The organism is Caulobacter hibisci, assembly GCF_016135805.1.
Taxonomy (GTDB): Bacteria; Pseudomonadota; Alphaproteobacteria; order Caulobacterales; family Caulobacteraceae; genus Caulobacter; species Caulobacter hibisci.
Genome location: NZ_JADWOX010000021.1, coordinates 1 through 22,846 on the forward strand (window position 1 = coordinate 1; position 22,846 = coordinate 22,846).

At 68.4% G+C, this 22,846-nt stretch carries 24 protein-coding genes; 13 read left to right on the forward strand and 11 right to left on the reverse strand.

Annotation, left to right across the window (positions count from 1 at the left end):
• The first annotated feature begins 71 nt into the window (after positions 1-71).
• The 7 genes from I4Q42_RS21855 (at position 72) to pnp (ending at position 7,038) form a co-directional block, all read left to right on the forward strand.
• Positions 72-530: a MaoC family dehydratase gene (locus tag I4Q42_RS21855; RefSeq protein WP_198578215.1), complete on the forward strand. Its 459-nt coding sequence runs from the start codon at positions 72-74 to the stop codon at positions 528-530.
• Positions 531-595: 65 nt separating this feature from the next.
• Positions 596-1,990: a serine hydrolase domain-containing protein gene (locus I4Q42_RS21860; protein ID WP_198578216.1), complete on the forward strand. Its 1,395-nt coding sequence runs from the start codon at positions 596-598 to the stop codon at positions 1,988-1,990.
• 29 nt (positions 1,991-2,019) lie between these two features.
• Positions 2,020-2,823: a dienelactone hydrolase family protein gene (locus tag I4Q42_RS21865; RefSeq protein WP_198578217.1), complete on the forward strand. Its 804-nt coding sequence runs from the start codon at positions 2,020-2,022 to the stop codon at positions 2,821-2,823.
• 138 nt (positions 2,824-2,961) lie between these two features.
• A complete protein-coding gene (gene rbfA, locus I4Q42_RS21870) occupies positions 2,962-3,417 on the forward strand; it encodes a 30S ribosome-binding factor RbfA (RefSeq protein ID WP_198578218.1) in 456 nt (151 codons plus the stop codon).
• 3 nt (positions 3,418-3,420) lie between these two features.
• Positions 3,421-4,353: a tRNA pseudouridine(55) synthase TruB gene (truB, locus tag I4Q42_RS21875; protein ID WP_198578219.1), complete on the forward strand. Its 933-nt coding sequence runs from the start codon at positions 3,421-3,423 to the stop codon at positions 4,351-4,353.
• 14 nt (positions 4,354-4,367) lie between these two features.
• Positions 4,368-4,637: a 30S ribosomal protein S15 gene (gene rpsO, locus I4Q42_RS21880; protein WP_198578220.1), complete on the forward strand. Its 270-nt coding sequence runs from the start codon at positions 4,368-4,370 to the stop codon at positions 4,635-4,637.
• Positions 4,638-4,887: 250 nt separating this feature from the next.
• Positions 4,888-7,038 carry a polyribonucleotide nucleotidyltransferase gene (pnp, locus tag I4Q42_RS21885; protein ID WP_198578221.1) on the forward strand — a complete coding sequence of 717 codons (2,151 nt, stop codon included), beginning with the start codon at positions 4,888-4,890 and terminating at the stop codon, positions 7,036-7,038.
• Between the two features lie 85 nt (positions 7,039-7,123).
• Here the strand turns inward: pnp and I4Q42_RS21890 are convergent, their stop codons facing one another.
• Together I4Q42_RS21890 and I4Q42_RS21895 are read right to left on the reverse strand one after the other, a co-directional pair.
• Positions 7,124-9,175, reverse strand: a complete 2,052-nt coding sequence (locus I4Q42_RS21890) for a hypothetical protein (protein ID WP_198578222.1) — start codon at positions 9,173-9,175, stop codon at positions 7,124-7,126.
• Between the two features lie 91 nt (positions 9,176-9,266).
• Entirely contained in the window at positions 9,267-9,959 is a 693-nt protein-coding gene (locus I4Q42_RS21895; protein WP_198578223.1) for a TorF family putative porin, read from the reverse strand.
• Between the two features lie 138 nt (positions 9,960-10,097).
• On the opposite strand from I4Q42_RS21895, the gene I4Q42_RS21900 reads away from it, so the two are divergent.
• Positions 10,098-11,723 carry a sensor histidine kinase gene (locus I4Q42_RS21900; RefSeq protein ID WP_332873132.1) on the forward strand — a complete coding sequence of 542 codons (1,626 nt, stop codon included), beginning with the start codon at positions 10,098-10,100 and terminating at the stop codon, positions 11,721-11,723.
• Between the two features lie 13 nt (positions 11,724-11,736).
• On the opposite strand, the gene I4Q42_RS21905 is transcribed toward I4Q42_RS21900, so the two are convergent.
• The gene (locus I4Q42_RS21905) at positions 11,737-12,333 is read right to left on the reverse strand and encodes a YqgE/AlgH family protein (RefSeq protein ID WP_198578224.1); all 597 of its coding nucleotides are present in this window, start codon (positions 12,331-12,333) and stop codon (positions 11,737-11,739) included.
• Positions 12,334-12,445: 112 nt separating this feature from the next.
• Here I4Q42_RS21905 and I4Q42_RS21910 point away from each other — a divergent pair, with 112 nt between their 5' ends.
• Positions 12,446-12,928, forward strand: coding sequence for a peroxiredoxin (locus I4Q42_RS21910; protein WP_198578225.1), 483 nt, complete (start codon positions 12,446-12,448; stop codon positions 12,926-12,928).
• A gap of 46 nt (positions 12,929-12,974) precedes the next feature.
• Here the strand turns inward: I4Q42_RS21910 and I4Q42_RS21915 are convergent, their stop codons facing one another.
• Positions 12,975-13,709 (reverse strand): M48 family metallopeptidase, encoded by a 735-nt coding sequence (locus tag I4Q42_RS21915; protein ID WP_198578226.1) that lies wholly within the window; start codon positions 13,707-13,709, stop codon positions 12,975-12,977.
• A 112-nt stretch (positions 13,710-13,821) separates the two neighbouring features.
• Here I4Q42_RS21915 and I4Q42_RS21920 point away from each other — a divergent pair, with 112 nt between their 5' ends.
• Complete coding sequence (locus tag I4Q42_RS21920) at positions 13,822-14,766, forward strand: lipase family protein (RefSeq protein WP_198578227.1); 945 nt, start codon at positions 13,822-13,824, stop codon at positions 14,764-14,766.
• Here the strand turns inward: I4Q42_RS21920 and I4Q42_RS21925 are convergent.
• Together I4Q42_RS21925 and I4Q42_RS21930 are read right to left on the reverse strand one after the other, a co-directional pair.
• Positions 14,763-16,028 (reverse strand): polyhydroxyalkanoate depolymerase, encoded by a 1,266-nt coding sequence (locus I4Q42_RS21925; protein WP_198578228.1) that lies wholly within the window; start codon positions 16,026-16,028, stop codon positions 14,763-14,765. The two genes, I4Q42_RS21920 and I4Q42_RS21925, sit on opposite strands and share 4 nt — an antisense overlap.
• 108 nt (positions 16,029-16,136) lie before the next feature.
• Positions 16,137-16,730, reverse strand: a complete 594-nt coding sequence (locus I4Q42_RS21930) for an SCO family protein (protein WP_198578229.1) — start codon at positions 16,728-16,730, stop codon at positions 16,137-16,139.
• 56 nt (positions 16,731-16,786) lie between these two features.
• On the opposite strand from I4Q42_RS21930, the gene I4Q42_RS21935 reads away from it, so the two are divergent.
• Both I4Q42_RS21935 and spdR read left to right on the forward strand, forming a co-directional pair.
• The gene (locus tag I4Q42_RS21935; RefSeq protein ID WP_198578230.1) at positions 16,787-18,190 is read left to right on the forward strand and encodes an ActS/PrrB/RegB family redox-sensitive histidine kinase; all 1,404 of its coding nucleotides are present in this window, start codon (positions 16,787-16,789) and stop codon (positions 18,188-18,190) included.
• An 89-nt stretch (positions 18,191-18,279) separates the two neighbouring features.
• Positions 18,280-18,837, forward strand: a complete 558-nt coding sequence (gene spdR / locus I4Q42_RS21940; protein WP_198578231.1) for a stationary phase response regulator transcription factor SpdR — start codon at positions 18,280-18,282, stop codon at positions 18,835-18,837.
• Positions 18,838-19,009: 172 nt separating this feature from the next.
• Here the strand turns inward: spdR and I4Q42_RS21945 are convergent, their stop codons facing one another.
• From I4Q42_RS21945 to I4Q42_RS21955, 3 genes are all read right to left on the reverse strand, one after another.
• Positions 19,010-19,795: an SDR family oxidoreductase gene (locus tag I4Q42_RS21945; RefSeq protein WP_198578232.1), complete on the reverse strand. Its 786-nt coding sequence runs from the start codon at positions 19,793-19,795 to the stop codon at positions 19,010-19,012.
• A gap of 62 nt (positions 19,796-19,857) precedes the next feature.
• A complete protein-coding gene (locus I4Q42_RS21950) occupies positions 19,858-20,145 on the reverse strand; it encodes a 4a-hydroxytetrahydrobiopterin dehydratase (RefSeq protein ID WP_198578233.1) in 288 nt (95 codons plus the stop codon).
• 29 nt (positions 20,146-20,174) lie between these two features.
• Positions 20,175-20,819, reverse strand: a complete 645-nt coding sequence (locus I4Q42_RS21955; protein WP_198578234.1) for an HAD-IA family hydrolase — start codon at positions 20,817-20,819, stop codon at positions 20,175-20,177.
• A 157-nt stretch (positions 20,820-20,976) separates the two neighbouring features.
• On the opposite strand from I4Q42_RS21955, the gene I4Q42_RS26210 reads away from it, so the two are divergent.
• On the forward strand, positions 20,977-21,612 hold the full coding sequence (locus tag I4Q42_RS26210; RefSeq protein WP_232793348.1) for a hypothetical protein: 636 nt from the start codon (positions 20,977-20,979) through the stop codon (positions 21,610-21,612).
• A gap of 3 nt (positions 21,613-21,615) precedes the next feature.
• On the opposite strand, the gene rsmD is transcribed toward I4Q42_RS26210, so the two are convergent.
• Positions 21,616-22,179, reverse strand: a complete 564-nt coding sequence (gene rsmD, locus I4Q42_RS21965; RefSeq protein ID WP_198578235.1) for a 16S rRNA (guanine(966)-N(2))-methyltransferase RsmD — start codon at positions 22,177-22,179, stop codon at positions 21,616-21,618.
• Entirely contained in the window at positions 22,179-22,835 is a 657-nt protein-coding gene (locus I4Q42_RS21970; RefSeq protein WP_198578236.1) for a TMEM175 family protein, read from the reverse strand. The genes rsmD and I4Q42_RS21970 overlap by 1 nt, the downstream gene beginning before the upstream one ends.
• Positions 22,836-22,846: the final 11 nt, after the last annotated feature.

A 22,846-nucleotide genomic window follows, 5' to 3' on the forward strand; every position in this document is an offset into this window, starting at 1 on the left:
TTCTGCAAATGGCCCCCGTACTCCGGGGGCCATTTGTCGTTTCAGGCGTCATTCAGGCTCGGAGTCGCGCGATGGCCGACCGCTATCTGGACGATTTGACCGTCGGCGAGACCTGGACCGGACAGCCGTTCACGCTCACCGAGGCCGAAATTCTCGATTTCGCCAGGCTCTATGACCCACAGCCGATGCATGTCGACCTGGAGCTCGCCGCCGGCGGCCGGTTCGGCGGCATCATCGCCAGCGGCTGGCACGTGGCTTCGCGGGTGATGCGCGAATATGTCGACACCGCCCCGTTCGGGGCGACGCCGATGCTGGGGGTCCGCATCGACGAGCTGTGCTGGTTGAAGCCCGTGCGGCCCGGCGACGCCCTGACCGTCCGCCGCGAGATCGTCGAGGCCACGCGCTCGCGCTCCAGGTCCGACCGTGGGACGATCCGCACCTTCACGGCGGTGTGCAACCAGCACGGCGAGACGGTGCTGACCTTCTTCAACCTGATCCAGATGCCGGCCCACGCGGGCGTGACGCTCTAACGACGCTTGCCTTCGCGCCCAGCTCGCCGCCAAGTCTGCCGACGAGTGTGCGAGAGGGACTTTCGATGCGGCGACGGACGGTTCTGGCGGGCGGCTTGGCCCTCTCCGTGGCTTTGGCCCTCGTCTCGGCAGGCGTCGCCGCGCCGCTTTCGGCCGACAAGGCCCGCGAGATCGACGCCATCGCCGGCGAGGTGCTGGCCGCCACAGGCGCGCCCTCGGCTTCCGTCGCCATCGTCGAGGGCGGCGAGCTCGCCTATGCCAAGGCCTATGGCCAGGCGCGGCTGTCTCCGCCCGTCCGGGCCACGACCACCACCCGATACGGCGTCGCGTCGGTCAGCAAGCAGTTCACCGCCGCGGCCGTGCTGCTGCTGGTCGAGGACGGCAAGGTCTCGCTGGACGATCCGGTCGGGAAATACATCCCCGGCCTGACCGAGGGTGACAGGATCACCCTGCGCCAGGTGCTGTCGCACACAAGCGGCTATCGCGATTACTGGCCGCAGGACCTGGTGTTCGCGGCCATGCGCCAACCGACCACGCCGCAGAAGATTCTCGACGGCTGGGCGCGGATCCCGTTGGACTATCCGCCCGGGGAGCAGTGGCGCTACGCCAATACCGGCTTCGTTATCGCCGGCCTGGTCGTCGAGAAAGTCTCGGGCGAGCCGCTGGTCGCCTTCCTCAGGCGCCGGATCTTCGACCCGCTCGGCATGACCGGCGTCACCGAGGACGACACCGGGCCGCTGTCGCCGCCGGACGCCGGAAACTACACCCGCTATGGCCTCGGGCCCGTGGTTCCGGCCGACAAGGAGGCGCCCGGCTGGCTGTTCGGGGCGGCCGAACTGGCCATGTCGCCGTCGGACCTGGCGCGCTGGAACCGGGCGATGATCCGCCGCGAGCTGCTGAAGCCCGCCTCCTGGGAGGCGATGACTACCTCGGTCGACCTGTCGAGCGGCGTGCCGGCCGGCTATGGCCTGGGGGTGTCGATCAAGGTGCGTGACGACATCACCACGATCAGCCACGGGGGCATGCTGTCGGGCGTGCTGACCAGCAACACGGTCTGGCCCAGCGAGAAGCGGGCCGTGACCGTGATCGCCAATGCCGACTTCGGCGATCCGCAGGCGGCGATCTCGCAGCGCATCGCCTTCCTGCTGCGGCCCTCGACCGGCGCGACGGCGACGGCGCGCGCGCTGCTCGGCCAGCTGCAGGCCGGGCGCATCGATCCGACCCGGCTCACCGCCAACGGTCGCGACTGGTTCACGCCCGCGCGCCTGGCCGATTTCGGCAAGAGCCTGGCGCCGCTGGGGCCGTTGCGGATGCTCGAGGGCCAGGGTGTCCAAGTGCGCGGCGGTATGACCTGGTATGGCTTCGATGCGGCGTTCGGAAAGCGCACGCTGACGATCTCGATGCGGCTGACGCCGGACGGCAAGGTCGAGCAGTTCCTGATCGGGCCCAAGTCGGGCTGACGCGGCCGAGCCGCGGGGAGGAGGGGGCGATGTCGAAGCAGGCGAGCTACGAGGCGGCGTTCGAAGGCTTTTCCCGGTTCGAGTTCGAGGATGGCGGCCGTACGCGTCCGGTCTGGCGCATCGGCCAGGGGCCGGCGGTCATCGTCATCCACGAGGTGCCGGGCCTGCATCCGGGCGTGCTGGAGTTCGCCCGCGACGTGGCCGCCGGCGGCATGACGGCCTTCTGCCCCAGCCTGTTCGGTGACCCAGGACGGCCGGCCGACGCGCTCTACAAGACCGGACAGGCGCTGAAGGTCGCCTTCTGCATGCGCCGCGAGTTCAACGCCTGGCAGGACGGCCGCTCCAGCCCGATCGTCGACTGGCTGCGCGCCCTGGCTCGCCACGCCCACGGCGAATGCGGCGGCAAGGGCGTGGGCGCGGTGGGTATGTGCTTCACCGGCGGTTTCGCCCTGGCGATGATGACCGAGCCGAGCGTCGTGGCCCCGGTGCTGTCTCAGCCCTCGCTGCCGCTCAGGAACGGGCGCGGCCTGGACGCCTCGCCCAAGGAGATCGCCTGCGCCAGGGCGCGGTTCGAGGCCGAGGACCTGTCGATCATGGCCCTGCGCTTCAAGGCCGACGGCCTGGTCCCCGACGCCCGCATGGCGCGGCTGCGCGAGGAATTCGGCGATCGTCTGGAGGCGATCGAGCTCGAAACCGCCGACGCCGGCCAGCACGGCCCGTTCCCGCCGCACTCGGTGCTGACGCTGCAGCTCGACCGCAGCCGGCCGGACGGCGAGGGCATGAAGACGCTGCGGCGGGTGGTGGCTTTCTTCAAGGAGCGGACGGGGGCGTGATGCAGACCCTCTCCCCGAAGGGGGAGGGGCGCGCTGGACTGGACTTTTCGGCCTTACGCGCCTAGACACCGCGCCTTCGATTTCCCCCGCGCTACCGGCGTTCGATCCGCCGGCCGGGCTGCAAAGGCTATCCGCGCCATGAAGCGCCATTCCGACAAACCCAAGAGCGGACCCGTGGGTCCGTCGCAACGCCAGCTTCGCGCCGGCGAGCTGATCCGCCACGCCTTGGTCGACATCCTTCGCGAGGAGGAGCTGCAGGACGAGGCCCTGACGGGCGTCTCCGTCACCGTTTCCGAAGTGCGGATGAGCCCGGACCTCAGGCACGCCATCTGCTTCGTCGAGCCGCTCGGGGCGGGCCTGGTCGACCGGGGCCCGGGCCCGAACGTCGATGAGATCATCAAGGGCCTGAACCGGGTGGCCAAGTTCCTGCGCGGACGCCTGGGCCGGTCGATCGACATGAAGTTCACGCCCGACCTGAAGTTCCTTCACGACGAGAGCTTCAGCACGGCCGCCTATATGGACAAGCTGTTCCTCGATCCGAAGGTCATGCAGGACACCCGCCTGAGCGACGTCCTCGACGAAGACGAGGACTAGTCCATGGCGCGCCGCAAGAAGGGCGACGCCGTCTCGGGCTGGGTGTGCCTGGACAAGCCCTACGACCTGACCTCGACCAGCGCTGTTTCCCGCGTGCGCCGGGCGTTCAACGCTCAGAAGGCCGGCCACGCCGGCACGCTGGATCCGCTGGCGACGGGGATCTTGCCTCTGGCCCTGGGCGAGGCGACCAAGACGGTCCCGTTCCTGATGGACGCCGACAAGGCCTATCGCTTCACGATCGCCTGGGGCCGCTCGACCACGACGCTGGACCGCGAGGGCGAGACCACAGGCGAGTCCGACGTGCGGCCCGATCCCGCGGCGGTCGAGGCCGCCCTGGGCGCCTTCATCGGCGAGGTCGACCAGATCCCGCCGAACTATTCGGCCATCAAGGTCGACGGCGAGCGGGCCTATGACCTGGCGCGCGACGGGGTGGAGTTCGAGCTGGCCACCCGCAAGGTGACGATCCACGCCCTGCGCCTGCTGTCGGTTCCCGACATCGACCACGTCGAGCTGGAGATGGAATGCGGCAAGGGCACCTATGTGCGCGCCGTGGTCCGCGACCTGGCGACCGCCCTGGGGGCCTGTGGACATGTCAGCCAGCTTCGCCGCACGCGGGTTGGCCAGTTCACCGAGGAAACGGCGATAAGCCTGGAAAGTCTCGAGAATTTGAGCTATGAGGCGCGCCTGTCGGAGGCATTGCTTCCGGTCGAGACCGCGCTGGACGACATCCCGGCGTTGGCCGTGACCGATGAAGACGCCTTCCGGCTTGCGCAAGGACGCGCCATCGTTCTGCTACCCAGGCAGGTGGAAACGCTGAAAGCCGAGCTCACGCCCGGCGATCGTACCGTTTCCGCCATGTCCGGAGAGCGCCTGGTGGCCTTGTGCGAGATGCGCGCCGGAAAGCTCAATCCGGTGCGGGTCTTCCAACTCACCTGAGCGGAGACAACCCGATGTCGATCACTGCCGAGCGCAAGACCGCTCTCATCGCCGAACACGCTCGTACCGAGGGTGACACCGGCAGCGCCGAAGTCCAGGTCGCGATCCTCTCGGAGCGCATCTCGAACCTGACCGAGCACTTCAAGACCCACAAGAAGGACAACCACAGCCGTCGTGGCCTGCTGAAGCTGGTTTCCCAGCGTCGCCGTCTCCTCGACCACCTGAAGAAGTCCGACGAAGGCCGTTACGCGGCTCTCATCGAGAAGCTGGGTCTGCGCCGCTAAGGCGCATTTCCGCCGCCTTACTCCGGTAGGGCGGCGGAACGCTTTTTAGGGTCCTCGCTTCGAGACAGGCCGAAGCGGCCGATCCAAGGGTTCCAGGTCCTAAAGGACCGGCGCCCCGTACGTGTGAGGGTTCACGTCCTCAAACCCCCGCCTGTCACATTAGGATGAGGATCATCGGGCCGGCTCCATTGGCCGTCCGCCCCTGTCCACCCCCGACGGGAATCCGCCCGCGGGAACCGAAAGAAGAAAAATGTTCGATATCAAGCGCAAGACGATCGAGTGGGGCGGCAAGACGCTGGTCCTCGAAACCGGTCGCATCGCCCGTCAAGCCGACGGCGCCGTTCTGGCCACCATGGGCGAAACCGTCGTCCTGGCCACCGCCGTGTTCGCCAAGAAGGCGAAGCCCGGCCAAGATTTCTTCCCGCTGACGGTCAACTACCAGGAAAAGACCTTCGCGGCCGGCAAGATCCCCGGCGGCTTCTTCAAGCGCGAAGGCCGTCCGTCGGAAAAGGAAACCCTGGTTTCCCGCCTGATCGACCGTCCGATCCGTCCGCTGTTCGTCAAGGGCTTCAAGAACGAAGTCCAGGTCGTCGTCACCGTGCTGCAGCACGACCTCGAGAACGATCCCGACATCCTGGGCATGGTGGCCGCCTCGGCCGCCCTGGTGCTCTCGGGCGCCCCGTTCCAAGGCCCGATCGGCGCCGCGCGCGTCGGTTATGTTGACGGCGGCTACGTGCTGAACCCGACGCTCGACGAGCTGAAGGAAAGCAAGATGGACCTGGTCGTCGCCGGTACGACCGAAGCCGTCATGATGGTCGAAAGCGAAATCCAGGAACTCTCGGAAGAGATCGTCCTGGGCGGCGTCAACTTCGCCCACAAGGAAATGCAGACGGTGATCGACGCGATCATCGAGCTGGCCGAACACGCCGCCAAGGAGCCGTTCGACTTCCAACCGGAAGACACCGACGCCCTGAAGGCCGAAGTGAAGAAGGCCGTCGGTCAGGACCTGGCCGACGCCTACAAGATCCAAGGCAAGGCCGACCGCGTCGCCGCCCTCGGCGCCGCCAAGACCAAGGCCATCGAGACCTTCGCCAAGAGCGACACCAACCCGGCCGGCATCGACCCGCTGAAGCTGGTCTCGGTGTTCAAGGAACTGGAAGCGGACATCGTCCGTCGCTCGATCCTCGACACCGGCATCCGCATCGACGGCCGCACCGTCGACAAGGTCCGTCCGATCCTGGGTGAAGTCGGCATCCTGCCGCGCACCCACGGCTCGGCCCTGTTCACCCGCGGCGAGACCCAGGCGATCGTGGTCGCCACCCTGGGCACCGGCGACGACGAGCAGTTCATCGACGCCCTGGAAGGCACCTACAAGGAATCCTTCCTGCTGCACTACAACTTCCCTCCCTACAGCGTCGGTGAAACCGGCCGTATGGGCAGCCCGGGCCGCCGCGAAATCGGCCACGGCAAGCTGGCCTGGCGCGCCCTGCGTCCGATGCTGCCGGCCAAGGAAGACTTCCCCTACACCATCCGCCTGGTCTCCGAGATCACCGAGTCGAACGGCTCGTCCTCGATGGCCACGGTCTGCGGTTCGTCGCTGGCCATGATGGACGCGGGCGTTCCGCTGATCCGTCCGGTCTCGGGCATCGCCATGGGCCTGATCCTCGAAAAGGACGGCTTCGCCGTTCTGTCCGACATCCTCGGCGACGAAGATCACCTGGGCGACATGGACTTCAAGGTGGCCGGCACCAGCGAGGGCCTGACCTCGCTGCAGATGGACATCAAGATTGCCGGCATCACGCCCGCGATCATGGAGCAGGCCCTGGCGCAAGCTAAGGGCGGCCGCGAGCACATCCTTGGCGAAATGAACAAGGCCATGGACGCGCCGCGCGAGGAAGTCGGCGACTTCGCTCCGAAGATCGAGACCATCACCATCCCGACCGACAAGATCCGCGAAGTGATCGGCACCGGCGGCAAGGTGATCCGCGAGATCGTCGCCACCACCGGCGCCAAGGTCGACATCAACGACGAAGGCACCGTGAAGGTCTCGGCCTCGGACGGCGCCAAGATCAAGGCCGCCATCGACTGGATCAAGTCGATCACGCAAGAAGCAGAAGTCGGCGCGATCTATGACGGCAAGGTCGTCAAGGTCGTCGATTTCGGCGCCTTCGTGAACTTCTTCGGCGCCAAGGACGGCCTCGTCCACGTCAGCCAGATCAGCAACGAACGCGTCGCCAAGCCGTCGGACGTGCTGAAGGAAGGCCAGATCGTGAAGGTGAAGCTCCTGGGCTTCGACGATCGCGGCAAGACCAAGCTGTCGATGAAGGTCGTCGATCAGACGACGGGTGAAGACCTGTCGAAGAAGGCCGAAGTGACCCCGGAAGAAGCCGTCAACACCTGATGACGGACTTCAGGGCGACCTGAAAAAGTAGCGGGCGGCTCCGAAAGGGGCCGCCCGTTTTCTTTTGTGGCTATTGCCTATGGGCTCAGTTGCAGGTGGGCGTGGCCGGCGTCGCGGAAGCCGGGATCACGGCCTTGCCGTGGAAGGTCTTGGTCACCGGCTTGGGATCGATCGGAATGCCGTCGAAGCTGATGATCTCGACCGACCAGCGCTTGCTGGTCACCAGCAGGTCGATCTCGAGGAAGGCCGAGATCGTGCCCTTCATCGCCGCGCCGCTGAACGTATAGGCCTGGGTCACCGTCACGTCGTTGATCGGCGGCTGGATGGTCGAGCCCATGGAGCCGATCAGGTCGGCCTCGAACAGGGTCAGCTTGCCGTCGATCCCAACCTTGGCGACGAAGGCGTCGGCCGACGCCTCCAGGCCGATATTGATGTCGCCGCCGATGCCGACGCCGGCTTTGATGTCGCCCTTGTCGCCTTGCTTGAAGGCCAGGGGCGCGGCGGTGAACACCGAGCTCGACTTGCCCACGGTCATGCTGGCGTCGAGATAGGACGTGATCGTCAGCGGCACCGGGCCGAGCAGGAAGGTGGCCGACGGGCCGTCATAGTGCTCGCTGTTGGTCTGCGGGTTGAGGGTGGTGTTGATGTTGGGATCGACCACCTTGGTCGCCGGCTTGGGCTCGGCCGCGCCGCCGCCGCCCATGGGCTGCACCCAGCGCAGTTCGTGCGAGCCGTCGATCAGCACGTCGGTCAGGCCGAAGATGACCGTCTTGGCCCGGGCCCCGGCCGAGTTGGAGATGTCGAAGCCGGCGCTCGGCGTATATTTGTTGAGCGAGGCGTAGTTCAGGCAGAGCGAGGCGCCGAACCAGCCGTTCAGCGCCGTGCGGCCCAGGCAGTCCGAGGCGCCGGCGACGCTGAAGTTCAGCGTGCCTTCCCAGAAGGTCTTGGGCGGCGCGCCCTGGGTCTGGGTGACCGTGCCGCCGCTGCTCTGGTCGGTGAAGTCGTACAGCGTGTCGAAGGTCGAGAAGCTGAGCAGGCTGCGCATGTCGCAGGGCTTGCCGAAGCTGGCGAGAAATTGGCTCAGCTGGGCGGGGTTCTGGAACAGATAGCCGTAGAACTCCCGCGCGCGGATCACCTTGTGGACGATCCAGCCGCCGGGGCCTGCGTCCTTGTCGCACTGCTGCTTGGTGGTGGCCGTCGACACCTTGCAGGTGGCGATCTCCTTGACGACGACGTCGGCGACGATGTCCTGGCCGATCTTGGTCAGCCAGGCGGTGCCGCCGTCGCCGAAGGTCAGGGTGCAGGGGGTCTTGCACTGCATCGCCTGCAGCGGTTCGGGCGTGAAGCTGGCCAGGCTGTCGCCGCGCGCCAGCCGCAGGGCCGGACCCAGGTCCGACAGGCCGGCGGCGGTGAAACGGCGATCCGACGAGCGGGGTTGGGCGGTGATCAGCACCCCGTCGGACAGTTCGATGATCTTCTGGCGGTTGGCGCCGGTCGCCGGCTCCAGCACGCCGCCGCGGCGAAGTCCGATCCCCGGGTCGTGGGGGCTGAAGAAGTCCGGGATCTGCAGGGCCAGGGGAATGTCGCGGGCGAGGCCGCCGTTCAGAATGCCGCCGCCGAGCGAGACGCCCCCGGGACCCTTGCCGCCGGGGCCGCTCGGGGCGCCGGGCTTGGTGTCCCAGCCTGGCGGCTTGAGGCGAAACTTGAGGCCCAGATTATTGGTCTTGAGCAGCGGCGGCGGGCGGCCGCCGGGGCCGCGCGTCGGGGCGACCTCGCGCAGGGTGTAGCCGTAGCTGTTCAGCCACTTCTCGTGGCCGCTGAGTTCGGCCGCGTAGGACTTGGCCGGCAGCCAGTCGCCGCTCTTCAGGCGCACCTGCCAGCCCAGCGGCGTTTGCCGCTTGCCGTCGCGCGGCGCCATGGCCAGCACCTCGGTCTCCTTGAACGGTACGAAGGGGATGGCCGCGCGCGGGGTCGAGACCAGCTCGAAGGCCTGGGCCTGGAACTCGACGTGGCCGCCCAGCGGAATCCGCGGACCCGGGGCCTTGGTGGCCGTCTGGGCGCCGGCCGCGCCCGCTACGCTTAAGACACAGGTCACGATCGCCACGCACCGGGCGATACGCTCGCAAACTCGGATCATGTTTCGCCTCCAGGATGAGAAGGCGATCGTCACCACTATAAAGAGAAATGCAACGTTTAAGAAACCGGCGTTACGCCAGTGGCCGCGATGCTCAGAATCCCGCCGTCACCGAGGCCACGACCGTGTCCGGCGAGCGGTCGCTGCCGACATAGGCCAGGCCCAGGTCCAGCGCCTTGACCTTGCGATTGACGCCCAGCGACCAGTCCCACTTGCCGTCGGGCGCGAAGGCGCCGTCCTCGTAGCCGAACTGGGCGGCGATGGTCAGGGGCGCCTTGGGCGAGGTCCAGGCGGCGCGGACATAGCCGTAGCGGTTGTCCATCCCGCCCAGGGCGTCCTGCTCGGGCGACCAGGCGAAGCCCAGGCCATAGGTCCAGTCGCCGACGGCGCGGCTGGCCGAGACCGGCAGCTCCCAGTAGTCGACGCCTTCGCCGCCCGGATAGCCGTAGCGGGCGGCCGACAGGTCGAAGGTCGTGCCGCCGGCGGTGAAGGCGTAGCCGACGGCGACGTCGAGCTCGGTGGTCGCGCCGGCATAGTCGTCGATGGTCGAGCCCCAGACCCAGCCGTAGAGGCCGTTGGCGGCCGTGGCGGTGACGCCGCCCTGCAGGGCCGGCTGCTCGTCGGAGAAGGTCACGCCGCGGAACCGGTAGTCCGACACCACGCCGATCTTGTAGCTCAGGGTCAGGGGCGCGGCCGTCGTCGCTGCGGCGCTCGGAGCGCTCTCCTGAGCCAGGGCGGGGGCGGTCATCAGGGCGGCCAGGGTCAGGCCGGCGAGGAAGGTGCGCATCGAAAGCTCCGGATCTTGCCGATCCTGTCGCCCGCGACTCCTGACCAAGGTCCTTACAGCCCAGGAAAAACAACGCCTTGCGGCCATCGGCCGCACTTAACGAACCGCTAGTCGTGAAGCTCTAGGCGAAGAGGGGTGGTGCGCATCCCTCCCTCCCTCGAGACCCGCAGGCTGCAGGCGATCCACTGGATCGTCGGCTCGGCCGTGGTGCTGGTCGCCGTGTCGATCCTGGGCGGCCTGGCTATGATGCTGGCGGCGGCGCAGTCGCTCGACCACATCGAGACCCTGGATGAACGGGCCCTGGTCGAGCGAACGGTGCACCGCACCCTCGACCGGATGACCCGCGAACTGACCTCGGCCACGGTGTGGGACGAGGCCTACAAGGCGATGGGCGAGCCGCTCGACGAGGCCTGGGCCGACATCAACTACGGCGAATACTACCATCGCTACTTCAGCCACGACCTGACCTTCGCCGTCCGCGAGGACCGGATCGTCTACGCCTCGGTCGCCGGTTCGCGGGCCTCGGCGGCGCGGGTCGGGGGCCTACAGGCCGACGCCCGCCCGCTGATCGGCGCGGTGACCGCCAGCGCCCTGGCCGCCCGCAAGGCCGGCCGGGTCGACCTGGAAGGGGTGTCGACAGCCTCGGGACTCGTGCGCTCTGGCGGCGAGGTCTTCCTGGTCGCGGCCAGTGACGTCATCGCCGAGCGGCCGGAGCTGCTGGTCCAGCGACCGGGGCCGCCGGTGGTGGTGATCACGGCCCGCCGGATCGACGCCGGCTTTATCGAAGGCATGCGCGAGGATCTCGGGGTCGAGGGCCTGACCCTGGTCGCGCCCGAGGCCGCCGTGCAGCCCTTTGTCGTCCTGCACGACCGCCAGGGCCGTCCCATCGGCGCCCTGGCCTGGCCGGCCCGCAATCCGGGCATGTCGTTACTGTTGCGGGCGGGACCCTGGATCGGCCTGGCCTTCGTGCTGCTGGTCGTCGCCAGCCTGGTGCTGTTCGCCTGGCTGTCGCACGTCCTGACGTCGCTGGCCGTCAAGCGTCGGGCCCTGGTCGAGGCCAAGGAGCAGGCCGAGGCCGCCAATCTGGCCAAGAGCCAGTTCCTGGCCAATATGAGCCACGAGATCCGCACCCCGCTGAACGGCGTGCTGGGCATGACCCAGATCATGGCCGCCGGCGAGCTGCCGGCCGTCCAGCGCGAGCGGCTGGGGATCGTCGAGGAGTCGGCCAAGGCCCTGCTGGCCCTGCTGACCGGCGTGCTCGACATCGCCCGGCTCGAGGCCAGGGCCGTCGGCCTGCGCCAGGAGGCCTTCGACGTCGAGGACGTGGTCGAGGCCAGCTGCGCGGCCTTTTCCGGCGCCGCCGCCAGCCGGCGGATCGGCCTGACCTGGTCGGTCGCCGAGGGATGCCGCGGGGCCTGGACCGGCGACGCCATGCGGCTGCGCCAGGTGCTGGGCAATCTCGTCGCCAACGCCGTCAAGTTTACCGAGGCCGGCTCCGTTCGGATGACGGTCGCCGCCGTCCCGCAAGGACTGGCCTTCACCGTCGCCGACACCGGGGTTGGCGTGGCCGCCGAGCATCTGCCCAGGCTGTTCGAGACCTTCTCCCAGGTCGACGCCTCGTCGACGCGGTCGCACGGCGGCTCGGGCCTGGGCCTGTCGATCTGCCGTGAGCTGGTCGAGCTGATGGGCGGGACGATCGGCGTCGAAAGCGCGCCGGGCGCCGGCTCGACCTTCCGCTTCGAAATCCCGCTGACCCGGGCCTAGTCCGGCGTCGGCCTCAGGCCCGTCCGGCCTGGGCCGACAGGTGATCGGCGGTGATGCCGATCTTGGCCAGGGCCCGCGTCCACTTGCTGTCGTGGTCGTCGTCGAACAGCAGGCCCTCGTCGGCGTCGCAGATCAGCCAGACATTGTCGCGCAGTTCCTGCTCCAGCTGGCCGGGGCCCCAGCCCGAATAGCCCAGGGCCAGGATCGCCCGGCGGGGGCGCTGGATGCGGCTGCCCAGGGCGTCGAGGGCGTCGCGGGTCACCGTCAGGGCCAGGCCGTCGGCCACCGGCGACGTCGATTCCGGCGAGCTGTAGTCGTCGGTGTGCAGCACGAAGCCGCGCTCGCGCTCGACCGGTCCGCCCAGCATGACCAGGTCGCTGGGGGCGCGCACCTCCGGATCCACGCCCAGCTTGTCGAGCAATTCGTAGACGGTCAGCCCCTCGACCGGGCGGTTGACCGCCAGGCCCATGGCCTGCTCGTCGTCGTGCGAGCACAGATAGACGACGGCGCGCTCGAAGCGCGGATCCTCGATGCCGGGCATGGCCACCAGGAGCCGGCCGGTCAGGAATTGGCCTTCGCCGTCGAGGAGATCGGTCTCGGGAGCGTCCATCTGTTGAGGATCGGCACACAACGCGTCGGTTTCAAGTCAAACCGCGTTATTGGCGAACCGATCCGGACGCTTTATCTCCGGACGGCCCTTTCAAGCACAGGATTCAAGAGACATGGCGATCAAGGTTGGCGACGCGCTTCCGGCGGCCACGTTCATGACCAGCTCGGCCGAAGGCCCCAAGCCGGTCACCTCCGACGAACTCTTCAAGGGCAAGACCGTCGCCCTGTTCGCCGTCCCCGGCGCCTTCACGCCGACCTGCTCGGCCAAGCACCTGCCGGGCTTCAAGGAAAAGGCCGCCGAACTGAAGGCCAAGGGCGTCGACACGATCGCCTGCGTCTCGGTCAACGACGTCTTCGTGATGAAGGCCTGGGGCGCCGACCAGGGCATCTCCGACGAGGTGCTGCTGCTGGCCGACGGCAACGGCGACTTCACCAAGGCGCTGGGCCTGGACTTCGATGGTTCGAAGTTCGGCATGGGCGTGCGCTCGCAGCGCTACTCGCTGGTCGCCAAGGACGGCGTCGTCGAGACGCTGAACGTCGAGGAAGCCGGCGAATTCAAGGTCTCGTCGGCCGACTACCTGCTGGGCCAGCTGTAAGCTTTCCCGCTCTCGCCATCCCGGCGCTTTGCCGGGGTGGCGAGATCTACGCCGAGATCGCGTGCAGCTGCGCCGCATGGGCCCGCAGCCACGCCCGGTGCGGCGCCGGATCGCCGACCAGGGTCTCGCACAGCGCCCAGAACCGGGGTCCGTGATTGGCCTCGATCAGGTGGGCGCATTCGTGGGCGACGACATAGTCGGCCACCGCCGCCGGGGCCAGCACCAGCCGCCAGCTGTAGCGGATCGCCGCCGGGACGCCCGGCCGCGCCGGCCGGCATGAGCCCCAGCGCGCCTTGGGATCGGCCACCGCCACCGACGGCATCGGTCGCGCCAGGCGTCCGGCGTGATAGGCCGTCCGCTCGGTCAGTTTCTCCAGCGCCTCGCGCTTGACTAGCCGCAGGATCTTCAGGCTCCAGTTGGCGTCGTCCGGGGCGATCAGGGCGTCGCCCGTGATCCGCGCCCGGCCGGGACCGACCTCCAGCCGATAGGGCTTGCCCCACACCTTCAGCACGCCGCCCGGCTCAATCACCTGGCGGCCTGGCAGGGCGGCCAGCTGCAGGCTCATCCAGCCGGCCTTCTCGTGGGCGAAGGCCACCGCCTCGGTCAGGCGGCGCGGCGTGGGGGCGATGGCGACGATCTCGGACTTGGCCCGGTCGACCCGCAGCGACACCCGCCGGGCGCGGCCATCGACCTTCAGCCGCAGCGCGCAGCCCTCCACCTCCAGCCGGTCGCCGTCGGCGAAGCGTTTCGGGGCTTTCGGCTGCGGGCGGAAGAGGTTCATCGTCCCTTAGATCGCGCCCGCCGCCGTTCGGCGCAAGAGGCGGCGTTGACCGCGCCCCGCATGAAACCTACCTTGGCGATAACGGCGTTATTTCTCAATTGAGGGGTGTGGCGTGGCGGTGCTGTTGAAAGTCCCCGCGCGCGCGGATCGCAGCGCCGCCCTGGCCGCGACCATTCGCGACCATGTCAGGACGGGCGCGCCCTTCGGATCGGGCCATGCGGTGCTGGCGGCCTTGAGCGCCTGGGTCTACCGCACCTTCCACAAGCCCTCGACCGAGGCCACCGAGCCGTTGTGGATCGGCAAGCTGGGCCTTCTGGCCCCCGTCGGCCCGGCCAACGACAAGCCCAGCGGCTACGACGCCTTCGCCTTCTACGCCCCCGGTCCGGCCGAACTGGTGGTTGTCAATCGCGGCACCGACAGCGAGCTGGACTGGCTGCTGAACTTCAAGTCGGCGGTGCTGCACGACACTCGGACGGTCACCGCGGCCCTGGCCTACGCCCTGGCGGCGCATGCGGAGCTGGTCGCGCGCGGGCTGCCGGTCAATCGGGTCACCTTCACCGGCCATTCGCTGGGCGGGGCCATGGCCGAGGCCCAGGCGGCGCTGTTTCGCCAGGCGGCCAGCCTGCCGGTGACCTTGCCGATCTCGGCCACGGGCTTTGCCTCCGCGCCCTTCGCCGCCGCCATCCGGATCGTGGCCGCGGCGCGCGGCGGGGTGGTGGACGCCCAGGCCATCGCCGCCAGCCGCCACTACATCCGGCCCAACGACCCGATTCATCTGACCGATGTGGCCGGGACGCGGCTGGCGCCGGTGATCGCCGAGGACCTGAACCTCTATGGCGTGGTCAAGCAGACCAACGGCCCGCCCAAATCCGCCTTCGACACCTTCTCGCTGATCGGCAATCCGATCGCCCACGACTCGTTCCTGTATCACCAGTTCTGGGACCGGAACGGCGCGTTCCATATCGTCCGGCACCTGAAGGGCGCCTTCCATCTGTGGGACGAGGCCGAGCCCGAGCGAACCGCTCTGGGCCGCAGCCTGCCGCCGGAGTTCGCCTAGGCCTTCTTGCCGCCGAAGTTGGGGTCGCTGCGCAGGATGAAGTCGCGGACCTTGGGATAGATCTCCTCGCGGAACCGCCGGCCGTTGAACACGCCGTAGTGGCCCACGCCCGGCTGGACGTAGTCTTCCTTCAGCTCGGCCGGGATGTTGGCGCACAGGTCGTGGGCGGCCTGGGTCTGGCCGATGCCGGAGATGTCGTCCTTCTCGCCCTCGACCGTCATCAGGCCGATGTCGGTGATCGCCGCGGTGTTCACGTGGCGGCCGCGATGCATCAGCTCGCCCTTGGGCAGCAGGTGGCGCTGGAAGACGATGTCGATGGTCTGGAGATAGAACTCCTCGGTCAGGTCCAGCACCGACAGGTACTCGTCATAGAAATCCAGGTGCTTGTCGGCGCTGTCGCCATCGCCGTCGACCAGGCTGTGGAAATAGCGCTGGTGGGCTTCCTGGTGTTTCTCGGCGTTCATGCTCATGAAGCTGGCCAGCTGCACGAAGCCCGGATAGACGCGCCGGCCCATGCCCGGATAGGGCGCGGGCACGGTGTAGATCATGTTCGACTGGAACCAGGTGAAGGGCTTTTCCTCCGCCAGGTTGTTGGTCACGGTCGGCGACAGGCGCGCGTCGATGGGCGAGCCCATGAAGGTCATGCTGGCCGGGCGCGAGGGATCGTTGTCCTCGGCCATCAGGGCGGCGGCGGCCAGCACCGGCGGTCCGGGCTGGCAGACGGCCAGCACGTTGGGGCGCGGCCCCAGCACCCGCAGCATGTCGCGGATGTGGTCGATATAGTCGTGGAAGTCGAAGCGGCCCTGCAGGACCGAGACCTCGCGGGCGTTCTGCCAGTCGACGATGAACACCGCGTGGTCGGGCAGGAAGGCCTCGACCGTGCCGCGCAGCAGGGTCGCGTAGTGGCCCGACAGGGGCGCGACGATCAGCACGGCCGGGTCCAGCTCGAAGCGGCCGGCGCGGCGCATGTCGGACATGTCGCGATCGAACTGGATCAGGCGCGCCCAGGGGCTCTGCCAGACGACGGTCGGGCGCACGCGCACGTCGACGTCGTTGATCTTGACGCTGTCGATGCGCCAGTCGGGCTTGCCGTAACGGCGGGTGACATTGGAGAACAGGTCGGCGCCGGCATAGAGCCGCCGGCCCAGCTCGCTGTTGGCGGCCGGATTCAGGGGCGAGCCCCAGAAGTCCCTGGCCGCGCGGGCCGCGAGGCGCAGCGGGGTCGAGGCGTAGAAGCTCGCTTCGTGCAGGGCGTACAGCATGCCGTCTCCAGCGATTGTGCAATGCAGCATAACACGCCGACGGTTAAGAAGGTACAGCCCAGAGGTGACCTAGCGGCATTGCGCCGTAAAAATGGGCGGTGGTCCCGTTCAGCGACCTTCCATCGCCGCCTTCAGCTGGCGGGCGATCTCTTCGGGCGGGCTGCTGTAGGCGATGACCCGGTCGAAGCGGCCCTTGGGATCGATGACATAGATCGCCGTGGAGTGGTCGACGCTGTAGTCGGGGCCCTCGCCGACCTTCTTGTAATAGGCGCGATAGGTCTTCACCGCCGCGTCGACCTGGGCCGGCGCGCCGGTCAGGCCGACGACGTTCCGGGGCAGGTAGCCGGCGGTCAGGTAGGTCTTCATCACCGCCGGGGTGTCGCGCTGCGGATCGACCGAGATCATCACGATCTGCAGGTCCTTGGCCTTGGGGCCCAGCTGGTCGCTGGCGGCGGCCAGGGCCTGCAGGGTGCCGGGGCAGACGTCGGGGCAATAGGTGAAGCCGAAGAACAGCGCGCTCCACTTGCCCTTGAGGATCTTTTCGTCGACCGGCTTGCCATCGTAGTCGACCAACTGGAACGGTCCGCCCACCGCCGCAGGCGGCGGCGCGGGCTTGAAGGCGCCGCTGCGGACGATCAGTCCGCCGGCCAGGATCGCCCCCACAACGCAGACGGCCAGAACGATCAGGCGGTTGCGGTTCATGGGCTTGCGTCCTTTGGGGCTCGCCAGATCGAAATTTCTGGCCTTAATGTGGCGACATGGCCGACGCTTCGTTCAAGGACGCGCCGAAAAAATCATCCTACGACGGGCTCGATAGGCCCGACGGCGGGGCGGCGCAAGACAGCGACGACTGGTCGTGGGCGGGCCCGGGTCTGCGTCGCGGCCGCCTGCGGGTGCGCACTCTCCTGGCCCAGCGTTGGCTGACCGTCGCCGCCCAGTCGGTGACCGTGCTGTTCTGCGGCCTGGTGCTGGACGTCCAGGTTCCCTACGCCCTGTGCTTCTCGCTGATCGCCCTGTCGGCCTGGCTGAACGTGCTGATCGGCTTGGCCTCGACCGGCCAGCGCATGGCCCGCGACGTCGAGGCCACCGCCCAGATCGCCTTCGACATCCTGCAGCTGGCCGGCATGCTCTATCTGACCGGCGGGGTGTTCAATCCGTTCTCGCTGCTGCTGATCGCGCCGGTGACCCTGGCCGCGGCCACCCTGCCGGCCCGCTACGCTTTCGGCCTGGGCATACTGGCGATCATCGTCAGCATCGTGCTGGCCTTCCTCTACATGCCCCTGCCGACGGCATCGGGCGTTCCCGCCACGCCACGGCCGGAGGGGATCGTGGTCGCCGCCATCGTCGCCGCGCGGGTGCTGGGGATCGTGGTGACCGGCCTCTACGCCTGGCAGGCGGCTACCGAATCGGCCCGCATGGAACTGGCCCTCAACGTCACCGAGACGGTGCTGGCCCGCGAGCAGCGGCTGTCGGCCCTGGGCGCCCTCGCCGCTGCCGCCGCGCACGAACTGGGCACGCCCCTGGCCACCATCTCGGTCGTGGCCCGGGAAATGGCGCGCGGCGCGCCCGACGAGCAGACCCGCGAGGACGCCGAGCTGCTGATCGGCCAGGCCGCCCGTTGCCGCGAGATCCTGCAGCGCCTGACCGAGATGCCCGAGGCCCAGGACGCCGTGCACGAGCGCATGAGCCTGACACAGCTGGTGCACGAGATCATCGAGCCGCACATGATCCACGGCGTGCGGGTCGAGGCGGTGGTCAACGGCCCGTCCGGCGAGTCGGCCCCCGACGTCTGGCGACGAGCCGAGGTGATCCACGCCCTGACTTCGATCGTCGAGAACGCCGTCGACTTCGCCCGTTCGGAGGTGATCGTCATCGCCCGCTTCGACGCCCGCTCGATCCTGATCGAAGTGCGCGACGACGGTCCGGGTTTTTCACCGGAAGTACTGGCCAAACTGGGCGAACCTTACGTAACGTCACGTCCGGGGGCGGAAGGCTCGCGCACCGGCCACATCGGCATGGGGCTGGGATTCTTCATCGCCAAGACTCTCTTGGAACGAACTGGGGCGGCGGTGGATTTCAGAAATGGGCGACGCGGCGGCGCGGTCGTGGCCGCGCGTTGGCCTCGCCCGGCGATGGAAGCCCCCGGCTTCATAGGTGTTTGAGTACGAAAGACTTGCCAAGGTTTGCAAGTCGTAGACATGATGCTTGCACGACACCCGGTTGAGTATAGGCGCGGGGAGGCGCTGAGTTCATGGCGGATATCGGTGAACTGGTCGCGGCTCTGCCGGACAAGTCCCTGCTTCTGCTCGACGACGATGCGCCCCTGCGGACGCGCCTAGGTCGAGCTTTGGAACAACGCGGCTTCGAGGTGACGCTTTGCGCCTCGGTGGCCGAGGCGATGACGACTCTGAAGAGCAATGCTCCGGCCCATGCGGTGCTGGACATGCGGCTCGAGGACGGATCGGGCCTGAAGGTGGTCGAGGCCGTGCGCGACGCCCGCGCCGACGCCAAGGTCATCATGCTGACCGGCTACGGCAACATCGCCACCGCGGTGGCGGCGGTGAAGGCCGGGGTCGTCGACTATCTTTCCAAGCCGGCCGACGCCGACGACGTGGCCCGCGCCCTGCTCGCCGCCAAGGACGCCGCCCCGGCCCCGCCGGAAAACCCGATGAGCGCCGACCGCGTGCGGTGGGAGCACATCCAGCGCGTCTACGAGATGTGCGGCCACAACGTCTCCGAAACGGCCCGTCGCCTCAACATGCACCGCCGGACGCTGCAGCGGATTCTGGCGAAGCGGGCTCCGCGGTAAGTCCCTCTCCCCTTGCGGGAGAGGGTGGCCTCCGAAGGAGGTCGGGTGAGGGGTCTCTCAAAAGCAAGACGCCGCGACAGCTGATCAGCCGTCGCGGCGTTTTTCGTAGGTGCGACCCCTCATCCGTCGGCTTTGCCGACACCTTCTCCCGCAAGGGGAGAAGGATCACGGCTCACATCGCCGATATGCCCCCGTCGAGCTTCAGCTCGGCCCCGGTCATGAACTTGCTCTCGTCGCTGGCCAGGTAGAGCACCGCGTTGGCGATGTCGTCGGGCTCGCCGATGTGGCCCAGCGGGATCTGCCGGCCGAGCTTGGCGTGGGCCTCCTCCTTGCCGATCCGCTGGCTCAGCGGATCGAGGATCGGGGTGTCGATGAAGGTCGGGTGGATCGAATTCGAGCGGATATCGAGCCCCTGCTTGGCGCAGTAGAGGGCTATGTTCTTGCTCAGCAGCCAGACCCCGGCCTTGGAGGCGTTGTAGGCTGGCGAGTTGTGGTTGGCGATCAGGCCGGCGATCGAGCTGATGTTGACGATCGAGCCCGGCTGGTGCGCGCGCATGTGGGTCAGGGCGTGCTTGGCTCCCAGGAAGACGCTGTCGACGTTGATCGACATGATCTTCTTCCAGAGGTCGAACTCCATCTGCTCCAGCGGCTTGTCGCCGGCCACGCCGGCGTTGTTGACCAGCACCGAGATCCCGCCGAGCTCGTTCGCCGCCGCTTCGAGGGCCGCGATCCACTGGTCTTCCTGGGTGACGTCCAGGGCGTAGGCGAAGGCCGTGCCCGCGCCGTGGGCGGCGTTGATTTCGGCGGCGACGGCCTTGGCGCCTTCGTGGTTGATGTCGGCCAGGGCGACCTTGGCGCCCTCGACGGCCAGCTTGCGCGCGGCGGCCGCGCCCAGCCCCTGGGCCGCGCCGGTGATGAAGGCCTTCTTGCCGGCGACCCGGCCCGTGGTCTGCGCCATTCGGCGTCCTCCCTGTAATTCAAACGATAGTTTGAACTGGATGCGGGAGGAGGGGAAGGGCCTTATCCCGCGATGCCGTCCATGAACTTGGCCAGCTGCACGTCGCGCTCACTGACGCCGTCGGCGTCATGGGTGGTCAGGGTGACCTCGACGCGGTTGTAGACGTTGAACCACTCGGGGTGATGGTCGCGCTTGTCGGCCTCGATCGCCACGCGGGTCATGAAGCCGAAGGCGGCGTTGAAGTCGGCGAACTTGTAGGTCTTCTCGATGGCGTCCTTGCCGTCGGCGGCGGTCCAGCCTTCGAGCTGGGCGAGGGCGGCGGCGGCGCCGATCTTGGCGGGGCGGGTCATGCGGACGGCTCCAGAAACTGCGAGCCTCTTCAGAACGCCAATCCGGTCGCCGCCGCAAGCTCGGCCAGGGCCTGTTCCTCGCTGCTCACCTTGATGGCGGTCATGCCCAAGGCCGCCGCCGGCTTGCAGTTGACCCCCAGGTCATCGAGATAGACGCAGGCCTCCGGCGCGACGTCGAGCAGGTCGCACATCATCCGGTAGATGCGCGGATCGGGCTTGCGCACCCCGGCCTTGGAGCTTTCGATCAGGGCGTCGAACAGCGACAGGATCCCGGCCACGGCCGCCGCTTTCTCGGGTGAGGAGGCCATGCCCGTGCCGTGGCCGGCGCCGGGCACGTTGTTGGTGATGCAGCCGACCTTGAATCGCGCCTTGCAGGCCTTCAGCGCCGCGACCATCCCCGGCCGCACCTCGCCCGACAGCAGCGGCAGCACGTCGGCGCCTGGCACGGCGTGGCCCAACCGCGTCGACTCCTCCAGGAACAGGGCGTCGAAGGCGGCCGCGTCGATCTCGGCTCGCTCGAATCGCGCCCAGGCATTCGTGTTGGGATCGACGGCGTTGACCCCGCGCAGGAAGTCGGTCGGCAGGGCGTTGCGCGCTTCGTAACGACGGAAGGCCTCGAAGGGCGAGGTGGTGAACACCCCGCCGAAATCCCAGATCACCGCCTCGATCGCCATCGCCTGCCAGCCTTCGAACGATTGTTTGAAATCGACCCTAGGCGAGGTCGGGCCTGAGGAAAAGCCATCTTCGATCAACAGCCAAGCTCGCGCCGAGCGCGAAAGGGCAGGCGCGGTTCGCCCGGCTCTGGTTTAGTGACGGGCCTGGAGTGACCCCATGCGCCATGCTTTCCGTTTCGCCCCGCTCGTGATCGTCGCCGGCCTGTCGCTGGCCGCGCCGGCTCTGGCCGACGACCATGGCCTGGCCGGCGGCCCGCCCGACCGTTCGGGCCTGCCCGTCGATCCGCAGATCCTGCCGCCCGACACCCGTCCGGGCGAATGCGTCTCGCGCCGGGTCACCGGCCCCGGCGGCGCCTATCGCTGGGAGCGGGTCGAGTGCGACGACGGCGAGCGTGGCTGGAGCGACTTCGATCGCTGGAGCTACGGCCGCGCGCCGCTGCGCGTGGACGATCGCGCGGCCCTGCCGCCGCCTCCGCCGCCGCCCGAATATGCGCCCGACCGCTACAGCCGCCGCCATGACGACGCTGGCTATCGCGACGGCGGCTATCAGGATCAAGGCTATCGAGGCGACCTCGCCCGCCAGGAAACCTATCGCGGCGGCTCGGCCTATTCCCGCACCGAGGAAGCCTACGAATCCAGCCGCGAGCGCTACGACAGCGCCGTCAGCGGCTATGCCTCGTCGGCTGCGGGCTATGGCGAGGGCTATGCGCCGGCCTACGGCGCCTATGGCGAGTACCAGTCGGCCGGTCGCGACGAATACGGCTACCTCGTCTGGCCGGGCAAGCGGCCGTAAGAGCTACAGCAGCTTCAGGAACAGCACCCGCGCCGCGCCGTAGTCGCGGGCGTCGAGCGTCTCGAACCCCTCCAGCACGGGATCCGGCTCGCCGACCCCGCGCTCGAACACCACGATCGCGCCCGGCGCCAGCCAGCCGCCGGCGACCAGTTCCGACAGCGCCTTCTCGCCCAGGCCCTTGGCGTAGGGCGGATCCAGGAAGGCGATGTCGAAGGCCGGGCCGGCGCTGGCCGGACGCAGGCCGAGGTCCGTGGCGTCGCGGCGGTGGACGCGGGTCTGGCCGAACAGGCCGAAGGTGTCGATGTTCTGGCGGATCGCCCCGCGCGCGGCCTCGTTGGTCTCGACGAACAGGCAGTTCACCGCCCCGCGCGAGAGGGCTTCCAGACCGAGGGCTCCAGAGCCGGCGAAGACGTCGATCACCCGAGCGCCGTGCAGTTCCGGCGCCCAGGCGGCGTGCTCGAGGATGTTGAACACGGCCTGGCGGGCGCGGTCGGAGGTCGGGCGGGTGGCGTCGCCCGGCGGGGTGGCGATGGCCTTGCCGCGGAACTGGCCGGAGACGATGCGCATCAGGCCGAGGCCTCCTGGACTTGCGCTGTTGCTTCGCCCTTCATGGCCAGGCGGCGCATGTAGCGGCCGCCGCCGATGAAGGCCGCCAGGGCCAGGGCCAGCAGAGCCAGGCCCCAGGCGTTGTTCAGGGTGAAGAAGATCAGGCCGCACATCAGGCCAGGGGCGATGGCCACCCGCGCCAGGGTGAACAGGGCCTCGCCGCGATGGACCTTGCCGGTCAGCTCGCCAGCGAAGGCTGCATAGCCCCACAGCGCCGCCAGGGCGAAGCCGATCGCCGTCACCAGGCCCAGATAGACGAGGGCGGCCTGGCCGCCATGCTCCCAAAGCAGTTCGGTGACCAGCGGCAGCAGGCCGATCAGGCCCAGCACCAGCAGATTGAGCACGTCGAGCACGCCGTCGGCCGTCCGCAGCCGGGCGAAGATCCGCCGGTGGCTGATCCAGTAGACGCCGATCACCGCGAAGCTGACGGCGTAGGCCCACAGCTTGTGGCCCATCTGGCGATAGAGGTCGGCGACGCCGCTCCAGTGCTCGGGCGGGTGGATCTCGATGGCCAGCAGGGTGATGGCGATCGCGAACACCGCGTCCGAGAACAGCACCAGCCGGTGCAGGTGGGGGGCGCTGCCCTCGTGGCCCGTCTCGCTCGCCGTCTTGCTCATGAAAACCCCAT